Below are 16,521 nucleotides of genomic sequence, written 5' to 3' on the forward strand. Positions count from 1 at the left end.
CGGCCCCGGCACACAAGATGCCGGGGCCGAACCGAAACATACGATCAGGCGACGATGTTCACCAGACGCCCCGGGACCACGATGATCTTGCGGGGTTCCTTGCCGCCCAGCAGTTCCGCGACCTTCTCGTCGCCCAGGGCGACGGCCTGGACCGTGGCCTGGTCGGCGTCGGCGGGGACGCTGATGCGGGCGCGGACCTTGCCGTTGACCTGGATGGGGTACTCCACCGAATCCGCCACCAGCAATGCCGGGTCGGCGATCGGGAAGGGGCCGTGGGCCAGGGATGCGGTGTGGCCCAGTCGTTCCCACAGTTCCTCGGCGATGTGGGGGGACAGCGGGGCCAGCATCAGGACCAGGGGTTCGACCACGGTGCGCGGTGCGCCCTGGGGATAGTTCTTGGTCAGGTGGTTGGTCAGTTCGATCAGCTTGGCGCCGGCGGTGTTGTCCCGCAGGTTGGCCAGGTCGTCGTCGACGCCGGCGATGGTCTTGTGCACCAGGCGCAGGGTTTCGTTCGACGGCTCGGCGTCGGTGACCTTGACCGCGCCGGTCTCCTCGTCCACCACCAGACGCCACACGCGCTGCAGGAAGCGGTGCGCGCCGACGACATCCTTGGTCGCCCACGGGCGCGAGGTGTCCAGCGGGCCCATCGACATCTCGTAGAAGCGGAAGGTGTCCGCGCCGTACAGGTCGCACATCTCGTCCGGGGAGATGGCGTTCTTCAGCGACTTGCCGATCTTGCCGTACTCCTGGAAGACCTCGATCTCCACGCCGTCGGCATTGGTCCAGAAGAACTTGCCGTCGCGCTCCACGATCTCGGCGGCCGGCACGTACGCGCCGCGCTCGTCGGTGTAGGCGAACGCCTGGATGTAGCCCTGGTTGAACAGGCGGCGGTACGGCTCGTAGCCGCTCACGTCACCCAGATCGAACAGCACCTTCTGCCAGAACCGCGCGTACAGCAGGTGCAGCACCGCGTGCTCCACGCCGCCCACGTACAGATCCACGCCGCCCGGATCCTTCGGCCCGTGCTCGGCGGTGCGCGGACCCAGCCAGTACTCCTCGTTCTTCGGATCGCAGAACGCCTCGGTGTTCGTCGGATCCGCGTAGCGCAGCTGGTACCAGCTGCTGCCCGCCCAGTTGGGCATGACATTGGTGTCGCGGCGGTACCGCTTGGGCCCGTCGCCCAGATCCAGCGTGACGTTCACCCAGTCGGTGGCCTTGGCCAGCGGCGGCGACGGCTCGGAGTTCGCGTCGTCCGCGTCGAAGGTGACCGGCGCGAAGTCCTCCATTTCCGGCAGTTCCACCGGCAGCATGGATTCCGGCAGCGCGTGCGGCGCGCCGTCCTCGTCGTACACGATCGGGAACGGCTCGCCCCAGTACCGCTGCCGCGCGAACAGCCAGTCGCGCAGCTTGTACTGCACCTTGCCGACGCCGTGGCCCTCCGCCTCCAGCTTGGCGATGATCTCGGCCTTGGCGCTCTCGACGTCCATGCCGTCCAGGAAGCCGGAGTTCACCAGCGCCCCGTCGCCGGAGTACGCGGACTCCGAGATATCCCCGCCCGCAATGACTTCCACGATGGGCAGCCCGAACGCGGTCGCGAACTCCCAGTCGCGCTGATCGTGCCCCGGCACCGCCATGATCGCGCCGGTGCCGTACCCGCTCAGCACGTAGTCGGCGATGAACACCGGCACCTTGGCCCCGTTCACCGGGTTGATGGCGTACGCGCCGGTGAAGACGCCGGTCTTCTCCTTGTTCTCCTGGCGCTCCAGATCGGACTTGGCCGCGATCGACTTCCGGTAGGCCGCAACGGCTTCCGCGGGAGTGGCGGCCCCGAACGTCCAGTGCGCGTCCACGCCCGCCGGGTACTCGGCGGTGACCAGCCGGTCCACCAGCTCGTGCTCCGGCGCCAGCACCACATAGGTGGCCCCGAACAGGGTGTCCGGCCGGGTGGTGAACACCTCGATGACATCCGCGCCCGATTCGAACCGGACCTGCGCGCCGCGCGAGCGCCCGATCCAGTTGCGCTGCATGGACTTCACGTTCTCCGGCCAGTCCAGCTCGTCCAGGTCGTCGACCAGGCGATCGGAGTAGGCGGTGATGCGCATCATCCACTGCCACAGGCGCTTGCGGAACACCGGGAAGTTGCCGCGCTCGGAACGCCCGTCCGCGGTGACCTCCTCGTTGGACAGCACGGTGCCCAGGCCCGGGCACCAGTTGACCATCGAATCGGTCTGGTAGACCAGGCGATACGAGTCGATCAGCGCATTGCGCTCGGCGGGGGACAGTTCGGCCCAGGCGCGGCTGCCGGCCGGCGCGCGCTTACCCGACTCGAATTCCGCGACCAGTTCGCCGATCGGCCGGGCCTTGCCCTGCCCCTCGTCGAACCAGGCGTTGAAGATGCGCAGGAAGATCCACTGCGTCCACTTGTAGTACTCGGGATCGGTGGTCGCGAAGGACCGCCGCTTGTCGTGCCCCAGGCCCAGCCGGTCCAGCTGGCGCTGCATGGTGGCGATATTCGACATGGTGGTGTCGCGCGGGTGCGCACCGGTCTGCACCGCGTACTGCTCGGCGGGCAGGCCGAAGGCGTCGTAGCCCAGGGCGTGCAGCACATTCCGGCCGCGCATGCGGTGGTAGCGGGCGAACACGTCGGTGGCGATATAGCCCAGCGGGTGGCCGACGTGCAGCCCCGCGCCCGACGGGTACGGGAACATGTCCTGAACGAACAGCTTGTCGGCCGGGATGTCGCCCTGCAGCGGGCCGACCGGATTCGGCGCGAAGAAGGTGCCGCGGTCCTGCCAGTTCCGCTGCCACTTCTTTTCGACGCGCCCGGCGAGATCGGCGTTATAACGGTGTGCGGGAACGTCAGTCGCTCCCGCCGCTGCCGCGGTGGGATTTTCGGTTGCCTGAGAGTCCTGCACGGTCCTGCCTTCTTTGCCTAGCCGATCCCCGATAAGGTCGCTCACCAGGGTAAAGCGTGCGTACCCCCATCCCCAAAAAGGGTCGAGCCTCGCGCGACCCGCGCCACGTGTCGCATTCCACGGCGCATCGGTGATCGCCGCCGGATCCCGCTGGAGTAGCCTCGGGCGAGTGTTCGTGGTAGCGCTGATCCTCTTCGTCCTCGCGGCTGTGGCCGTGGTCACCGGCGTGCTCGGAACCACGGGCACCCTCCCGCCGAACCGCTTCTTCGGGGTGCACTCCGAGAACGCCGTGCGCAGCGAGGAGACCTTCAAGCTCGCCAACAAGGTAGCCGGGCCGACCTCGCTCATCGCGGGTCTGCTGCTGGCCGCCGCCGGTGGCGTCGCCCTGGTCGGCGGCGGTATCGCGAGCATCATCGTCCCGGTCGTCGCCGTCGTGATCGCCGTCTTCACCATGGGTGCGGGCGCGGCCGCCGCCGAGAAGGCCCTCGACACCCAGATGCCCGCCCCCGCGGCCGCCGGCTGTGGCAGCTCGTGTGGCGCGTGCTCGCTGCGCGACGCCTGCGAGACCGCGAGCTGATTCCCCCCGCCCGGTGTATCCGGGCGTGAGCTAGTTCCCCAGCTCCCTGCGCATCCAGATGTGCGGGATCCCGGCGTCCATGCCGATTTCCCCGTACGCCTCGTACCCCAGCCGCTCGTAGAACCCTTGCGCCTGAGTCTGCGAATGCAACTCGACGGCGACGAGCCCGCGTTCCCGCGCGCGTTCTTCGATCGCCCGCACCAGCGCGACCCCGAGTCCCGTCCCGCGCGTCTCCTTCAATACGGCCAACCGTCCCAGCAAGGCGACATCGTCGCGCACGAGCATCCGCCCGGCCCCCATGGGCGCGCCGTCGACCCGCCCCAGGAAGTGCTCGGCCACCTCGTCCAGCTCGTCGAGTTCCATCTCGGGCGGCACGCCCTGCTCATCGACGAAGACCTGCATGCGGACCGCGTACGCGTCCCTCAACTCCTGCTCGGTAGCGACAGTAACGACCTCGATCATGTGGCCAGCATGCCACTCCGCCACCCCGGGACTTCAGCACCCGGGTGCGACTCAGGCTGCGCCCGGTGGCGCGTCGATGGGGCGGGACAGCGGGCTGCCCGCTGGATTCACGTACAGCACCGTGAGTTTCACGCCGCGGGTACCGGTGTTGCGGGCCAGGTGGGCGTGGGCGCGGCCGGGCGGTTCGCGGAAGATCCGCCACGGCCGTTTCACCACGGGGCGCAGATCGGTGCCGGGGTGATCCAGCGGGCCGCCGGTGACCAGCACGAACAATGTGCCGTCGTGATAGTGCCAGCCGGTATATCCGCCCGGCGCGAGCACCGTCTGGCGCAGCACCAATTCCTTTCCGGCGCAGCTGAACCGGAACAGCACGCGACTGGCGGTGCCGGACGCGGGTGCGGGATTCGCCCGGTACCCGCGTCCCCGATCAGCGTGCACGGCCCCGCCCGCCCGCCGCGGTGTCAGTGGTCGTCGTAATGCCCGTCGTGCGCGGCGTGCCGATGTCCGTCATGGATGTAGTCCACATGATCGCCGTGCGGCACCGCCACATGCCCGCAGTCGGGACCGTGCTGGTGATCGTGATCCGCGTGCGCCACATGCCCGGCCGGCTCGCACTCGTCGAAATGCCCATCGTGGGCGCGGTGAATATGCCCGTCATGCACATAGTCGATGTGATCGTCGTGCGGAATGGCTACATGCCCGCAACTGGGACCGTGAACATGGTCGTGACCGGCATGAGCGGCATGTTGTTGTCCTGCCATGAGCGTCCTTCCAGAGAAGTTGGAGCTTCCAGCAAACATGCCGACATTAGCACTTGCGCATTTGTCCCGGTCAGCGGTTGCGGCGCAGGCGTGCCCAGCGGTTGCGGCGCGGGCGGGGGTCGGGGAGGCCGTGGTCGGCGGCGAAGGCGACCGCGTCCGCGACGGTGGAGGTCTTCGGGCGGGTGGCCGCCCATTCCAGGTAGCGGGCAATGAAATCCGGGCCGGCCTGGTGCGCCAGTAGCGGGAAACGCCGCGCTACTTCGTCGGCACGCTTGTGCAGCAGCGTATGTGCGGTCGCTGCGACATCACCGGCGTCGAAGCCGGGCGGCACCTCGGCCCCGGCGACCAGCGCGCGGATCAGGGCGGCTTGTTGCGCGGCCAGCGAGGCGCGATCGGACTCGGTCGTATCGGAGTCAGCCATTAAGACTTTCCGGCCGGATCGTGATCGGGGCGCGTCCCGACGCGGTCGCGATGGAGTTCAACTCGTCGAACAACTCCGCGGCGGGTGGATAGTTTCCATCGCGCTCCAGCATGAGCGGGGTGTCGCGGTCGGCGGTGAAGGCCGCGACCAGCGCGAGCACCTCCGGCGGAACGGGATGCACGTGGGTGTCGTGATAGCGGCCGCCGGTTTCGCGGCCACCCGCCACATGGCAATAGGCCAGGCGTTCGGTGGGGAGGCGCAGCAGTTCGGCGAGTGGATCCAGGCCCCGATTACGGGAATTGGCATACACATTCGCGATATCGAGCAGCAGATGGACTCCGGTGCGTTCGACCAGCTCGCTCAGGAACTCCGCTTCGGTGAATTCCGCGTCCGGCCAATCGAAGAGCGTCGCGATGTTCTCCACAGCAAGCGGTACATCCAGTTCGGCCTGGGTGCGAGAGATATTGCGCGTCAGGGCATCCAGTGCCTCCCGTGTGCGTGGCACCGGCAGCAGATGCCCGGCCTCCAGCCCGCCCGCGCGCACGAATGCGATGTGCTCGCTGACGAGCGGCGCTCCGAGCGCCCGCGCGCAGTCGGCGAGATGCCGCACCCGGCGTTCGTCCACCAGCTCCGCGCCGCCCAGCGAGAGTGAAATACCATGCGGCACAGCGGGTACACCGGTCGCAATCAGCGTCGCAAGCTCGTCGGGCACCACGACCCCGCGCCCCTTGGCCGCAGTCGGCAGGGTCTCCGCGATCACCTCGCAGAACCCGATCCCATCGAATCCCGCGATGATCCCGCAGATCTCCCGCCGCCAGCCGATGCCGACCGCTCCGGCGGGCAACGGACTACCCACAGCAGCTGTGGATGACTGTGTATAGACCAGCGGATCGCGCGACGGAAGCCGTTGGGACTGTGGGTCTTCGGCCGAACGCGGCTTCGCCGCAACGGGGCGGGGCGTGCTCATCCGCCGCACCCGCCGCCGCAGCCCCCGCCACAGCTGCTGCCGCAGGAGCTGCCGCCGCTGTCCCCACCGCTGCTGCCGCTGTCGCCGCTGGAGCAGCTGCTGCCGCTGTATCCGCCGCCTCCGCTGGCCGCGCCCATGATTCCGGCCAGGCCGGGGTCGAGGCTCCACAGCACGGCCGCGCCGAAGAGGGCGGCGGCCAGGGCGGCGCTGTCGGCTCCGTAGGCGGCGTAGGCGGGCGAGTTGCCGGGGCGCAGATGGGTGTTGCGGCGCACGGTTTCGTCGCGGACGCGGCGGCCGCGGCGGGTCAGGCGGGCGGGGCGCATGATCAGCCCGGCGCAGATCAGGACCGGGATCATGAGCAGGATGAGATAGCCGACCGGGTGGTGGTTGGCGGATCCGGCGATGATGCGGACGATGCCGAGGACCAGCAGGGCGTCCAGGGGAAGGGCCGCCAGGAACAGCGCTTTGCGCTGGTCGGGCCCGAGCAGATAGCCGAGGTCGGCGAGGGACGCGCGCAGGCGGTCGAGCTGGCCCTTCATCGCGGTGTGCATTGCCGGCACGTTGCGGCGGCTGGAGGTTTGCAGGTGTTCCAGCAGGCTGACCGAAAGCGGTTCCAGCACTTCGCGTTCCCGGCGGCTCGGAGTGAGCGTCGGGGTGGCGGTGGAATCGATGTGACCGTGCCCGCGCAATTGCGCGAGACCGGCCAATACCGGCCGGCGGTCGTCGAAGAGCATGCCGGTTTCGACCGGCGAGAGCGGGACGGCGGGTCGTTCGCCGTCGTCGCCGCGAATGATCCTGGTGCGCTGGGCGAATCCGTAGACCGCGGCGGCCACGGCGAGCAGGGTGTAGAGGGCCAGGAAGGCCGGGCCGGAAATCCCCCAGGTATCGGCGGCGGTAGCCGGGCCGGATGCCGCGGCTGCGTAGGTCCCGTGGACCATGGCTCCCCCTCGGGAGTCGTAGGACTGTCGATCACCCCCAGTATCGCGGCGGTACGGGTGCGGCGTTAATGAATTTTTCGGGTGATTAGTGTGATTCGGTGCGATTTCTCAGCAAGTTCTATATCGACGGATTCATCCTGTCGATCCTCGCCGTCGTCGCCGTGGCCAGCATCTTCCCGGCCCGCGGCGAGGCCGCCGAGGTGGTGAGCTGGCTGACGAAGATAGCCATCGCCTTGCTGTTCCTGCTGTACGGCACCCGCCTGTCCCCGCAGGAGGCGCTCGCGGGCCTCAAACACTGGCGATTGCACGTGACCGTGCTGGTCTGCACCTTCGTCCTGTTCCCGCTGCTCGGCCTGGCCGCGCGGTTGCTGGTGCCGCACATCCTGACCGAGGACCTCTACACCGGCCTGCTGTTCCTGTGCCTGGTGCCGTCCACGGTGCAGTCCTCGATCGCTTTCACCTCCATCGCCAAGGGCAATGTGGCGGGCGCGATCGTCAGCGCCACGGTGTCGAACCTGCTGGGCGTCTTCCTGACCCCCGCCCTGGTCATCCTGTTGATGAACACCACCGGCCAGGCGCGGGTGGATCCGTCGGCCGTGCTCGACATCGTGCTGCAGCTGCTGGTCCCGTTCTTCCTGGGCCAGCTCATCCGCCCGAAGGTGATCGGCTGGCTGCGACGGCACGCCGAGCCGACCAAGCTGGTGGATCGCGGTTCCATCCTGCTGGTGGTCTACAGCGCGTTCAGCGCGGGCATGGTGGAGGGCATCTGGCATGCCATGTCGCCGTGGCGGATACTGGCGCTGGCCGTGGTGTGCGCGGTGATGCTGGCGCTGGTGCTGGGCGCCACCATGCTCATCGGCCGCGGTGAGCATTTCGATCGCGGCGACCGCATCGTGGTGGTGTTCTGCGGTTCCAAGAAGAGCCTGGCGACCGGACTGCCCATGGCCACGGTGCTGTTCGCGGGCGCGCCGATCGGCCTGATCGTGCTGCCGCTCATGATGTTCCACCAGATTCAGCTGATCACCTGCGCCGCCCTCGCACAGCGCTGGGCTCGGACCGCACCGTAGCCGACAGCACCCGGCTGTCCTCGTGCCGCAGCGGACGCAAACCGGCCGCAGAGCGGGAAGCCAAGGCGTGCAGGACCGCTCGATCCGCGCCCGGATCACCGACCGCGATGCGCGCGCTGCCGTCCGGATAGCGTTTGGCGGCGATCCCGGCCCGCGCCAGCGCCGGCGCGATATCGGGACCGGGCAGGTACAGGAAGTTCGCACTGCTGCGCGGCACCCGGATCCCGGTGCGCCGCAGCGAGGTGCGCAGCAGTTCCCGTTCGGTGGTGATGCACAGCACCCGCTCGCCGAGTTCGGCCTGCGCGGCATAGGAGGCCCGCACCGCCGCCACCGCCGTATCGGGCATCCCGAACGGCAATTGCAGCCGATGCACCCGCGCCACCAGCTCGGGCGCCCCGAACGCGTAGCCGATGCGCAGCCCGGCCAGCCCGTACGCCTTGGAGAAGGTGCGCAGGATCAGCACGTTCGGATGCCGGTTCACCAGTTCGACGGCATCCAATACATCGGCCGCGCCCAGGAATTCGACGTACGCCTCGTCCAGGATCACCGGCACTGTCGCCGGGATCGCGCACAGGAACGCCTTGAGCTCACTGGGCGCGATCACCGTCCCGGTGGGATTGTGCGGCCGGCACACCGCGACCAGCCCGGTGTGTGCGTTGACCGCGCGGGCCATTGCCCACAAGTCCTGGCGTCCGGCGGTGTCCAGCGGCACCGGCACCGAGCGCAGGCCGAGCTGCCCGGCCATGATCGGATAGCCGTCGAAGGTCGGTGTGGCGTAGACGAACGGCGCGCCGGGCGCGGGCAGCGTCTGCATGATCTGCATGGCCACGCCGGTCGCCCCGGACCCGACCACCACCTGCTCGGCGTCGACGCCGAGATGATCGGCGATCAGCCGCGGCAGCTGCCGGGGCACGAACTCCGGATACCGATTGGCCTGGCGCAGGCAGTCCACCAGCGCCGCCCGCACGGAAGGCAAAGGCGGGAAAGGGTTTTCGCTCAGCGTCAGGTCGTAGCGCACCGTCCGGTCCCGCTCGCCGGTCTGATCGGTGGCGCGCAGCCCGGTCGGCCAGCGCACCGCGGCCATACGGGGCGCGGGTCGCAGTCGGTTCTCGTGCGCGTTCATCGCGCCGCGCCCCAGCGCACCGCCGCCGCCCCCGCGAAATCACCCGCGTGCGCGAAGGCCGACATCAGCACCACCGAACCATTGCGTAACCGGCCCGCCTGATTCTCGGTGTCCAGGGTGACGGGAATGCCAGCCGCGAAAAGGTTTCCGCACTGATCGAAGGTGTCGGGATGACGTTCGGCCGGCAACTCCAGCGCATCGTGCCAATTGCGCAGGAACAGGCGATTGGGCTGATTGGTGACGAGGGTGTCGATATCGCGGCTCTTCACCCCGATCCGCTTGCACACCTCCAGCGCCACCTCCGGAACGAGGCGGTTGCCGCGCGAGAACACCTTGGCCACTTTGGATTCGGTGAAACTCACGCAGCCCTGGCCTTCGCCCGGCTCCCAGTACTTGCGGTCGCCATTGGTGCTGAAGTCCATGTCCCCGGCGAATTCCGGATAGGTGCGGCATTCGATATCGAGAATGGGTGCGCTGTTGTCCTTCACGACCAATCCCACCCCGCACCCGTCTCCCGGCACCGGCGCCTGGGCCAGCTTGCGGATATCGGGTTGGGTGAACACCGGTCCCGCGCAGTTCTGGGTGACCGCGATCAGCGCGGTGCGGGCGTCGGTGGTCTGCAGGATCATGCGCGCCAGCCACATCATGTGCACGAAGGCCGCGCACCCGCCGTTGTGCACGTCGAATACCCAGCGCGGCTTCATGTTCAGCCGCCGCGCCACCTCCGGCCCGCAGCCCAGCACCGGATTGTCGGGCAGCTGGGTGTGGGTGAGCAGTACGTCGATCTTCGAAAGCGTTTCCGCGCCATGGCGATCCACCAGACCGGCGGCGGCCCGCTCCACCATGTCCACCGCGGTCTCGTCGCGGCCGCGATGATGGCGGCCCTTGGGGGCCCGGAACATGACGTTCTTCGCCATCCGGTCGGAGCGGGAGAACTGGGTGAAGTACTCGGTGCCGACGGGCTCGCCGGGCAGATAACTCGCTACATCCACCAGGCTGACCGGCGGTGTCCTGAGAGCGGGGTCGGTGAAATCCATGGCGCACAACTCATTTCATCCAAGCGGGTGTGATGGGCAGGCCGTGCGAGGCGCGATACTCCGCGATCGCCTTGAGATTGTCGAGTTCGAGCTGATGCCCGGCCGAGAACATCTCCCAGAAGTCGCCCACCCACACCTTGCGACCCTCCGGCGCGGTGTGCTGGTAGGGGTTGTCGTCGTAGAAGGGGTGGCGGCAATTCGTCCACAGCACCACCGAACCCGGTTTGTCGAACACGACCTGTGCGTCCACGACCCGCAGCAGGTAGATCATCCACAGGTGTTCGCGCTGATCCCAGGCGCAGTGGTAATCCACGGTCATGGCATCCGGATTGGCGACGGTGCGGGTGTAGATATCGGTGTAGATGCCGGTGGCGTCGCCGAGCCGGTCGTACGACACCCACAGGCCGGGTTCGTCGGTCTCCTTGAATCCGCGCAGACTGTAGGTCCACTCCTCCAAACTCCTGGTGTCCGCCAGGTATTCGTAGAGTTCGCGTGGCGGCGCGTCGATATAACCCTGGACCGGGCAGTAATCGCCGAAGATCTGATCGTGCGGATACACCGACCGCAGCATGTCGAGAATGATCGGGGTGGTGGTCTCCCGGTCGGAATTCTCGATGCGCAGCAGGCCGGGCACCTCCTCGGGAATATCGCTGAGTGCGGGCAGGGCGCTGGCGGTCACGATTACCTCCTGGGTACCGAGAGGAAGGGGGTGAAGGGTGGGATTTCGTCCGGATCGCAATCGATCGAGACGAACGACGGCCCCTGCCGGCCGGTGCAGTGCCGCAGCGCCGCGGCGAGTTCACGCAGGGTGGTGGGTGAATGGGTGCACATGTCCGGGAACATGGCGGCCACGCCCGCGCCGGGATGGGCGGGACGGAACCTGTTGAAGCTGTAGCGATCTCCGTAATAGAGCTGTTCGCGAGTTATGCACATGGCATGTGCGTTGTTGTTGAAGACCACGAAGGTGATGGGCAGGCGGTGCTCGATGGCGGTGTGGATTTCCATGCCGTGCATGAAGAACGCGCCGTCCCCGGCGATGACGAAGGTGCGGCGGGTGCCGCCGTCGGGCTGCTCACGCCGGGCGAAGGCCGAGCCGATGCCCGCGCCGAACGCGTAACCCATCCCGCCCATGCCCAGGGCGACGGTGAAGCGGCCGTCGCGGGGCAGCCGCAGGTGATGCACGACCGCCGCGCCGGTATTGCCCGCATCGGCGAAAACATCTGCGCCGGAGGGCAATTCGGCATTGATGGTGTCGACCACGGCGCGGTATCGCAGGCCGGGCCCGGCCGCGAAGGGCACGTCGATCGGGGTGAGCACGGGTTCGCGCACCGCCCGCGGCCGCTGTGGAGCCGTCGTCAGCGCGGTCACCGTGGCCCCGGCCAGTTCACCGTGCAGTTCGTCGAGCGTGCGCGCCAGATCGGTGGTTCGCGCGTGCGCGGTCATCAGGAACGGCGGTTCGGCCCCGATGCTCGCCAGCGGCACCGCGCCCAGCGCCTCGTCCAGTCCGGCGCGCGCCGTCACCGGCATCCGGGTGCCGACCAGCAGGCACAGGGCCGCGCCGCGCAGGGCGTCCGTCAGTTCGGGATGGCCCATGCTGCCCGCGATACCGCAGAAGCCCGGATCGCCGTGGTGGTAGACGTCCTTGGCGTCCGGGGCCACGGCCACGGCGGCCTCGAGCACGTGCACCAGCCGGGCCAGTTCCGTACGGGCGTCGTCGCGCGCCACCTGATCGCCCGCGACGATCACCACCTTGCCGGTGGCGCGCGCGGTGCGGATCGCGTCCAGCACCCGCCCCAGCGCGCCCAGATCGCGCCGGTACTCGCGGCCCGGCGGCGCGAAGGGCGGCGCGACCAGATCGGCCTGCTGGACATCCTTGGGCAGCAGCAACACCGCGGGTCCGCCGGTGTACGCGGCCCGCACCGCCCGGTCCAGGTGCACGGGCAGGCCGGCGGCGGAATCGACGCGCGCGCAGTACCGCGCGATCGGCGTGAACAACCGCACGGCGTCGAACGCGCCGGCCTGCCCGCTCGAATCCTGGAAGGCGCCCTTGCCCTCCAGGTTCGTCGGCGGTTGCCCGATCAACGCCAGCACCGGTACCCGCGAGGCGAAGGATTCGGCCAGCCCGGCCACCAGATTCACCGCCCCGCCGCCGGACGTCGCGCACACCACCCCCAGCCCGGAAGTCGATCGCGCATACCCGTCGGCCATGGTCGCGGCCGAGAACTCGTGTTTCGCCACCACGCCCGTCACGGCCTGCCGATGGTCGAACGCCGCATCGTAGAGATCCTCGATGTTCGCGCCGTCCACCCCGAAGACATGCCGCACGCCCAGTCCCGAAACCGCCCTGATCAGGTGGTCCACGACGCGTGTGCCGTTGTGCATGGGCGCCCCTTCCGGAGCCGGGTACCGAAACCCCGAAACTCGCTCACTCGGGATACGAAAGTGAGCAGTCAGCGGTTCAATAGCCGGTGTTCACCGGCCCGTCCTACGCTGTCGGTCTCCGGGGGTTCGGGGGCGGAGCCCCTGAGGGCCCGGGGAGTCGGACAACCCTCTTGCGGTCTACGTATATGTCTACGTATAGTTAGGTCATGCCGAACAAGACGATCTACGTATCCGATGATGACCTGAAGCTGTTTCAGCGTGCCCAGGAATTGGTGGGGGGAAATCTTTCGGGCGCGATCGTTACGGCCTTGCGACGCTTCATCGAGCTCGAGGAGGGTCGCATCGAGGGCTACGAAGAGGTGGTCCTGAAGGTGGGCAAGGACGGTATCCGGCAGGTCCGGTTCTCCGCCGCGCTGCTCGCCGAATGGCACCAGGTGACCAACGAGCGCATCGAGGACATCCGGGTGTACCGCACACGCAAAGGCGCGTTCGCGGTGCACAGCCACTACTCCAACTGGTCGGAGTTCCCGACCGACACCAACATCCTGAAGGACTGGCGCCAGTGGCGTCGCTTCCTCGGTGTGGGCGAACAGAATTGGGGAGATTTCGACCTGGAGGTCTTCGATACCGTCGCCGATCTGCAGGGCAAAATCCCCGACCGTCTCTACGCGCGCGTCGTGGACGCCACCGAGCACCCCAGCATCGAAGAACTCGATATCTGACCCGAAGTCGTTGAACCACAACTGAATACACCCGCTTTGTCCACAAGCCAGTGGACACGGCTCAGGTGAGGCATGCAAATATGCGTATCCATTTATGAGAGGGACACTCATGAACCCCGGCTACGGCCCGGCCATCTCGGTCGAGGGCCTCAACAAATCCTACGGCGAGCACATCGTCCTCGAATCCCTCGACTTCGAGGTCGCCGAGGGCAGCATCTACGCGCTGCTCGGCCCCAACGGCGCGGGCAAAACCACCACCGTGCAGATCCTTTCGACGCTGACCAAGCCGGACGGCGGCGAAATCAGCGTCGGCGGTTACGATCCCGTGCGCCAAGCCGACGAGGTGCGTTCGGTGATCGGCGTGACCGGTCAGTTCTCGGCCGTCGACGAACTGCTCACCGGCCGCGAGAACCTGCTGCTCATGGGCGATCTGCACCATCTGCCGCGCGGCGAGAGCCGGCGCATCGCCGAGGATCTGCTGGAGAAGTTCGACCTGGTCGAAGCCGGGAACAAGGTGGCGAGCGGCTACTCCGGCGGTATGACCCGCCGCCTGGACCTGGCCATGACCCTGGTTGGCAGCCCGCGCATCATCTTCCTCGACGAGCCCACCGTCGGCCTCGATCCGCGCAGCCGCCGCGCCATGTGGGACATCATCCGCGAACTGGTCGCGGGCGGCGTCACCATCTTCCTCACCACCCAGTACCTGGAAGAAGCCGATCAGCTCGCCGACCGCATCGCCGTGCTGCACGGCGGCCGCATCGTCGCCGAGGGCACCGCCGACCAGCTCAAGCGCATGGTCCCGGGCGGCTACATCAAACTCGACTTCGCCGAACAGCACGTGCTCGCCGCCGCTGCGCTGGTGTTCGGTGCGGCCGCGCAGGTCAACGGCGATCTGACGCTGGCCATTCCGAGCGACGGCGGGGTGCGCTCGGTACGCGAGGTGCTCGACCGGCTCGACGCCGCGCAGCTCGAACCCGAGGGGCTGTCCGTGCACACCCCGGACCTGGACGACGTATTCCTCGCCCTCACCGGCACCCCCGACAAGGAGACCTCGCGATGAGCACCCTCACCACCACCTTCGCCGATTCGGCGACCATGCTGCGCCGGAATATCGTGCACGCCAAGCGATATCCGTCCATGACCCTGCAGCTGGTGCTGATGCCGGTCGTGATGCTGCTGCTGTTCAACTACGTGTTCGGCGGCGCGCTGAAGGGCGCGACCGGCGGCGGCAAGTACATCGACTACCTCACGCCCGGCATGATGCTCATCATTCCCGCGTACATGATCGCGGGCGTGGCGGTTTCGGTGTCCACCGATATGACCAAGGGCATCGTCAACCGGTTCCGCACCATGCACATCGATCAGTCCGCAATGCTGACCGGCGAAGTGATCGGCTCCGTCATCCAGGGCCTGCTGGGGATCGTCGGCATGGTGCTGGTGGCGCTGGCCGTCGGCTTCCGGCCGAACGCGAACCCGGTGGAATGGCTGGCGGTCTTCGGGCTGATGGCGTTGGTCATCTTCGCGCTGAACTGGCTGGGCGCGGCGTTCGGCGTGATCGCGCAGAATCCGGAGAACGCCAGCAATATGCCGATGCCGATCATGTTGCTGCCCTTCCTCGGCAGCGGTCTGGTGCCGACCGACACCATGCCCTCGGGGGTCCGGCAGTTCGCGGAGTACCAGCCCTTCACGCCCATCACCGAGACGGTGCGCGGGCTGCTGATGGGTACCGAGATCGGGCACAACGGGGTGCTGGCCATCGGGTGGTGCGTGGTCATCGCCGCGGGCGGATACTTCTGGTCCACTTCGGTTTTCCGGCGCAAGACCAACTGAACCGCCCGTCACTCCGGCACGCTTTCAGCCGGAATCCACACCGCACGTGTGGATTCCGGCTGAAGGCATTCCGGAACGACGAGGGGCGTCAGACGTTCGCGGCGAGGAGGATCTTGCCGCTCGCGTTGCGCACCTGCACCGTCTTGACCTCGCCAGGCTTGGCCGAGGTGGTGCCGTCCGGGGTGTACACCTCACCCGGTTCGGCCGTCCACTCCGACAGCTTCGACTGGGTGCCGTCGGCGCGCACCACCCACAATTCCAGCTTCCAGTAGTACTCGTAATCCGCTGGGGGATAAGCACATCGCATATCGACCCGCGTCACGCCGTTCACCTCGAGCAGCTTGAAAGTGGCCGTGATCGGCGTCTCCAGCTGCGGTTGCAGCGTCCCCTCGGCCACCACCTGCTGCACCGCCACCGGTTCGCGCGCCGCCACCGTCGCGGTCACCGGCACCGCGATGGCGACCGCGGCCGCGGCGGCGGTCAGCGCCCCGCCCAGCGACCAGAATCGCCTGCGCCGCTCCCGCTTTCGCGCCTGATCCGCCAGCCGGGGCAGCAGCTCGGTCGGGGGCGGCGGCACCGTCGCCGGCGGATCCTCCTGCGCCGCAATGGAAAGCGCCGTCTCGTCGTCGACCAGGGACAGCAGGCCGGGCAGTCCGGCCAGTTTGCCCACCGCCGTCCGGCAGGGCGCGCAGCCCGCCAGATGCTCCTCGTATTCGCGGCGATCGTCGCGGGCGAGAGCGCCGAGCACGTACGCGCCGTCCCAGGTGGTGTAGCCATCGCACAATTCGTGGCCGTCGGTCATCTCGTCACCCCCATCTCCTGCAGTGCCAGTCGCAAGGCCCGCATGCCGTAGTGCATGCGCGACTTCACCGTGCCCTCCGGGATCTCCAGTTCCTCCGCGATCTGATGCGTGGACAGGCCCCGGTAGTAGGCGCGGACTATGACATCACGGTGATCGACGCTCAAGCGCGCCAGGGCGTCGGCCACCAGCCAGCCGTCCAGCGCCCGATCGGTGCGATCCGGTTCCGGCACCTCGGGCGGATGATCGGTCCGGAACTCCCGGCGGCTGCGCGCGCTGCGATGCTCGTCCACCGCCAGATTCCGCGCCACCGTGAACAACCAGGCCCGCGCGGAAGTGGTCGTCTGATCGAGCACATTGGGTCGCTGCCAGGCGCGCAGGAGCGTCTCCTGCACGATGTCCTCGGCCCGGCCCGGATCGCCTACCAGACCGAACGTGTACCGCCACAGTGCCGCCGCGTGCTCTTCGTACAACGCGCGGAGCAATGCCGCCTGGTCGTCGGGCATTCGTCACCTCCGAC

The 16,521-nt window shown here is 68.0% G+C and carries 18 protein-coding genes; 5 read left to right on the top strand and 13 right to left on the bottom strand.

Annotation, left to right across the window (positions count from 1 at the left end; translation table 11 throughout):
- Positions 1-44: 44 nt before the first annotated feature.
- Complete coding sequence (leuS, locus tag NY1_RS31155; RefSeq protein ID WP_067720720.1) at positions 45-2,915, bottom strand: leucine--tRNA ligase; 2,871 nt, start codon at positions 2,913-2,915, stop codon at positions 45-47.
- A gap of 169 nt (positions 2,916-3,084) precedes the next feature.
- On the opposite strand from leuS, the gene NY1_RS31160 reads away from it, so the two are divergent.
- Positions 3,085-3,492 carry an SdpI family protein gene (locus NY1_RS31160; protein WP_067720721.1) on the top strand — a complete coding sequence of 136 codons (408 nt, stop codon included), beginning with the start codon at positions 3,085-3,087 and terminating at the stop codon, positions 3,490-3,492.
- 30 nt (positions 3,493-3,522) lie between these two features.
- On the opposite strand, the gene NY1_RS31165 is transcribed toward NY1_RS31160, so the two are convergent.
- From NY1_RS31165 to NY1_RS31190, 6 genes are all read right to left on the bottom strand, one after another.
- A complete protein-coding gene (locus NY1_RS31165; protein ID WP_067720722.1) occupies positions 3,523-3,954 on the bottom strand; it encodes a GNAT family N-acetyltransferase in 432 nt (143 codons plus the stop codon).
- Positions 3,955-4,005: 51 nt separating this feature from the next.
- The gene (locus tag NY1_RS31170) at positions 4,006-4,392 is read right to left on the bottom strand and encodes a cupin domain-containing protein (protein WP_067720723.1); all 387 of its coding nucleotides are present in this window, start codon (positions 4,390-4,392) and stop codon (positions 4,006-4,008) included.
- A 23-nt stretch (positions 4,393-4,415) separates the two neighbouring features.
- Positions 4,416-4,715: a hypothetical protein gene (locus tag NY1_RS31175; RefSeq protein WP_067720724.1), complete on the bottom strand. Its 300-nt coding sequence runs from the start codon at positions 4,713-4,715 to the stop codon at positions 4,416-4,418.
- A gap of 70 nt (positions 4,716-4,785) precedes the next feature.
- Complete coding sequence (locus tag NY1_RS31180; protein WP_067720725.1) at positions 4,786-5,136, bottom strand: SCO6045 C-terminal-like domain-containing protein; 351 nt, start codon at positions 5,134-5,136, stop codon at positions 4,786-4,788.
- Positions 5,129-5,992: an MbnB/TglH/ChrH family RiPP precursor modification enzyme gene (locus NY1_RS31185; protein ID WP_233434569.1), complete on the bottom strand. Its 864-nt coding sequence runs from the start codon at positions 5,990-5,992 to the stop codon at positions 5,129-5,131. Before NY1_RS31185 ends, NY1_RS31180 begins: the two co-directional genes overlap by 8 nt.
- A 107-nt stretch (positions 5,993-6,099) precedes the next feature.
- Entirely contained in the window at positions 6,100-7,041 is a 942-nt protein-coding gene (locus tag NY1_RS31190; RefSeq protein WP_067720726.1) for a TIGR04222 domain-containing membrane protein, read from the bottom strand.
- Between the two features lie 98 nt (positions 7,042-7,139).
- On the opposite strand from NY1_RS31190, the gene NY1_RS31195 reads away from it, so the two are divergent.
- Positions 7,140-8,108, top strand: a complete 969-nt coding sequence (locus NY1_RS31195; protein ID WP_067720727.1) for a bile acid:sodium symporter family protein — start codon at positions 7,140-7,142, stop codon at positions 8,106-8,108.
- Here the strand turns inward: NY1_RS31195 and NY1_RS31200 are convergent.
- From NY1_RS31200 to NY1_RS31215, 4 genes are read right to left on the bottom strand one after another with little or no spacing between them, the layout of a single operon-like run.
- On the bottom strand, positions 8,062-9,231 hold the full coding sequence (locus NY1_RS31200) for an aminotransferase class I/II-fold pyridoxal phosphate-dependent enzyme (RefSeq protein ID WP_233434570.1): 1,170 nt from the start codon (positions 9,229-9,231) through the stop codon (positions 8,062-8,064). The genes NY1_RS31195 and NY1_RS31200 overlap by 47 nt on opposite strands.
- Complete coding sequence (locus NY1_RS31205; protein ID WP_067720728.1) at positions 9,228-10,268, bottom strand: 3-oxoacyl-ACP synthase III family protein; 1,041 nt, start codon at positions 10,266-10,268, stop codon at positions 9,228-9,230. The genes NY1_RS31200 and NY1_RS31205 overlap by 4 nt, the downstream gene beginning before the upstream one ends.
- A gap of 10 nt (positions 10,269-10,278) precedes the next feature.
- The gene (locus NY1_RS31210; protein ID WP_067720729.1) at positions 10,279-10,947 is read right to left on the bottom strand and encodes a hypothetical protein; all 669 of its coding nucleotides are present in this window, start codon (positions 10,945-10,947) and stop codon (positions 10,279-10,281) included.
- Between the two features lie 2 nt (positions 10,948-10,949).
- Positions 10,950-12,650 (bottom strand): thiamine pyrophosphate-binding protein, encoded by a 1,701-nt coding sequence (locus tag NY1_RS31215; protein ID WP_067720730.1) that lies wholly within the window; start codon positions 12,648-12,650, stop codon positions 10,950-10,952.
- 206 nt (positions 12,651-12,856) lie between these two features.
- On the opposite strand from NY1_RS31215, the gene NY1_RS31220 reads away from it, so the two are divergent.
- The 3 genes from NY1_RS31220 (at position 12,857) to NY1_RS31230 (ending at position 15,202) form a co-directional block, all read left to right on the top strand.
- Positions 12,857-13,372, top strand: a complete 516-nt coding sequence (locus NY1_RS31220) for an EXLDI protein (protein WP_067720731.1) — start codon at positions 12,857-12,859, stop codon at positions 13,370-13,372.
- A 109-nt stretch (positions 13,373-13,481) separates the two neighbouring features.
- Positions 13,482-14,432, top strand: coding sequence for an ATP-binding cassette domain-containing protein (locus NY1_RS31225; RefSeq protein ID WP_067720732.1), 951 nt, complete (start codon positions 13,482-13,484; stop codon positions 14,430-14,432).
- Positions 14,429-15,202 (top strand): ABC transporter permease, encoded by a 774-nt coding sequence (locus NY1_RS31230; RefSeq protein ID WP_067720733.1) that lies wholly within the window; start codon positions 14,429-14,431, stop codon positions 15,200-15,202. Before NY1_RS31225 ends, NY1_RS31230 begins: the two co-directional genes overlap by 4 nt.
- A gap of 88 nt (positions 15,203-15,290) precedes the next feature.
- On the opposite strand, the gene NY1_RS31235 is transcribed toward NY1_RS31230, so the two are convergent.
- The gene (locus tag NY1_RS31235) at positions 15,291-16,004 is read right to left on the bottom strand and encodes an anti-sigma factor family protein (RefSeq protein ID WP_067720734.1); all 714 of its coding nucleotides are present in this window, start codon (positions 16,002-16,004) and stop codon (positions 15,291-15,293) included.
- On the bottom strand, positions 16,001-16,507 hold the full coding sequence (locus tag NY1_RS31240; RefSeq protein ID WP_067720735.1) for a sigma-70 family RNA polymerase sigma factor: 507 nt from the start codon (positions 16,505-16,507) through the stop codon (positions 16,001-16,003). The genes NY1_RS31235 and NY1_RS31240 overlap by 4 nt, the downstream gene beginning before the upstream one ends.
- Positions 16,508-16,521 lie beyond the last annotated feature (14 nt).

Source organism: Nocardia yamanashiensis NBRC 100130 (assembly GCF_001613325.1).
Classification (GTDB): Bacteria; Actinomycetota; Actinomycetes; order Mycobacteriales; family Mycobacteriaceae; genus Nocardia; species Nocardia yamanashiensis.

Excerpts from the sequence above, each read along its gene's own strand:
- NY1_RS31165 (WP_067720722.1), bottom strand. The coding sequence starts at position 3,954 with ATGATCGAGGTCGTTACTGTCGCTACCGAGCAGGAGTTGAGGGACGCG.
- NY1_RS31175 (WP_067720724.1), bottom strand. The coding sequence starts at position 4,715 with ATGGCAGGACAACAACATGCCGCTCATGCCGGTCACGACCATGTTCAC.
- NY1_RS31180 (WP_067720725.1), bottom strand. The coding sequence starts at position 5,136 with ATGGCTGACTCCGATACGACCGAGTCCGATCGCGCCTCGCTGGCCGCG.
- NY1_RS31190 (WP_067720726.1), bottom strand. The coding sequence starts at position 7,041 with ATGGTCCACGGGACCTACGCAGCCGCGGCATCCGGCCCGGCTACCGCC.
- NY1_RS31200 (WP_233434570.1), bottom strand. The coding sequence starts at position 9,231 with ATGAACGCGCACGAGAACCGACTGCGACCCGCGCCCCGTATGGCCGCG.
- NY1_RS31205 (WP_067720728.1), bottom strand. The coding sequence starts at position 10,268 with ATGGATTTCACCGACCCCGCTCTCAGGACACCGCCGGTCAGCCTGGTG.
- NY1_RS31215 (WP_067720730.1), bottom strand. The coding sequence starts at position 12,650 with ATGCACAACGGCACACGCGTCGTGGACCACCTGATCAGGGCGGTTTCG.
- NY1_RS31220 (WP_067720731.1), top strand. The coding sequence starts at position 12,857 with ATGCCGAACAAGACGATCTACGTATCCGATGATGACCTGAAGCTGTTT.
- NY1_RS31225 (WP_067720732.1), top strand. The coding sequence starts at position 13,482 with ATGAACCCCGGCTACGGCCCGGCCATCTCGGTCGAGGGCCTCAACAAA.
- NY1_RS31230 (WP_067720733.1), top strand. The coding sequence starts at position 14,429 with ATGAGCACCCTCACCACCACCTTCGCCGATTCGGCGACCATGCTGCGC.
- NY1_RS31235 (WP_067720734.1), bottom strand. The coding sequence starts at position 16,004 with ATGACCGACGGCCACGAATTGTGCGATGGCTACACCACCTGGGACGGC.
- NY1_RS31240 (WP_067720735.1), bottom strand. The coding sequence starts at position 16,507 with ATGCCCGACGACCAGGCGGCATTGCTCCGCGCGTTGTACGAAGAGCAC.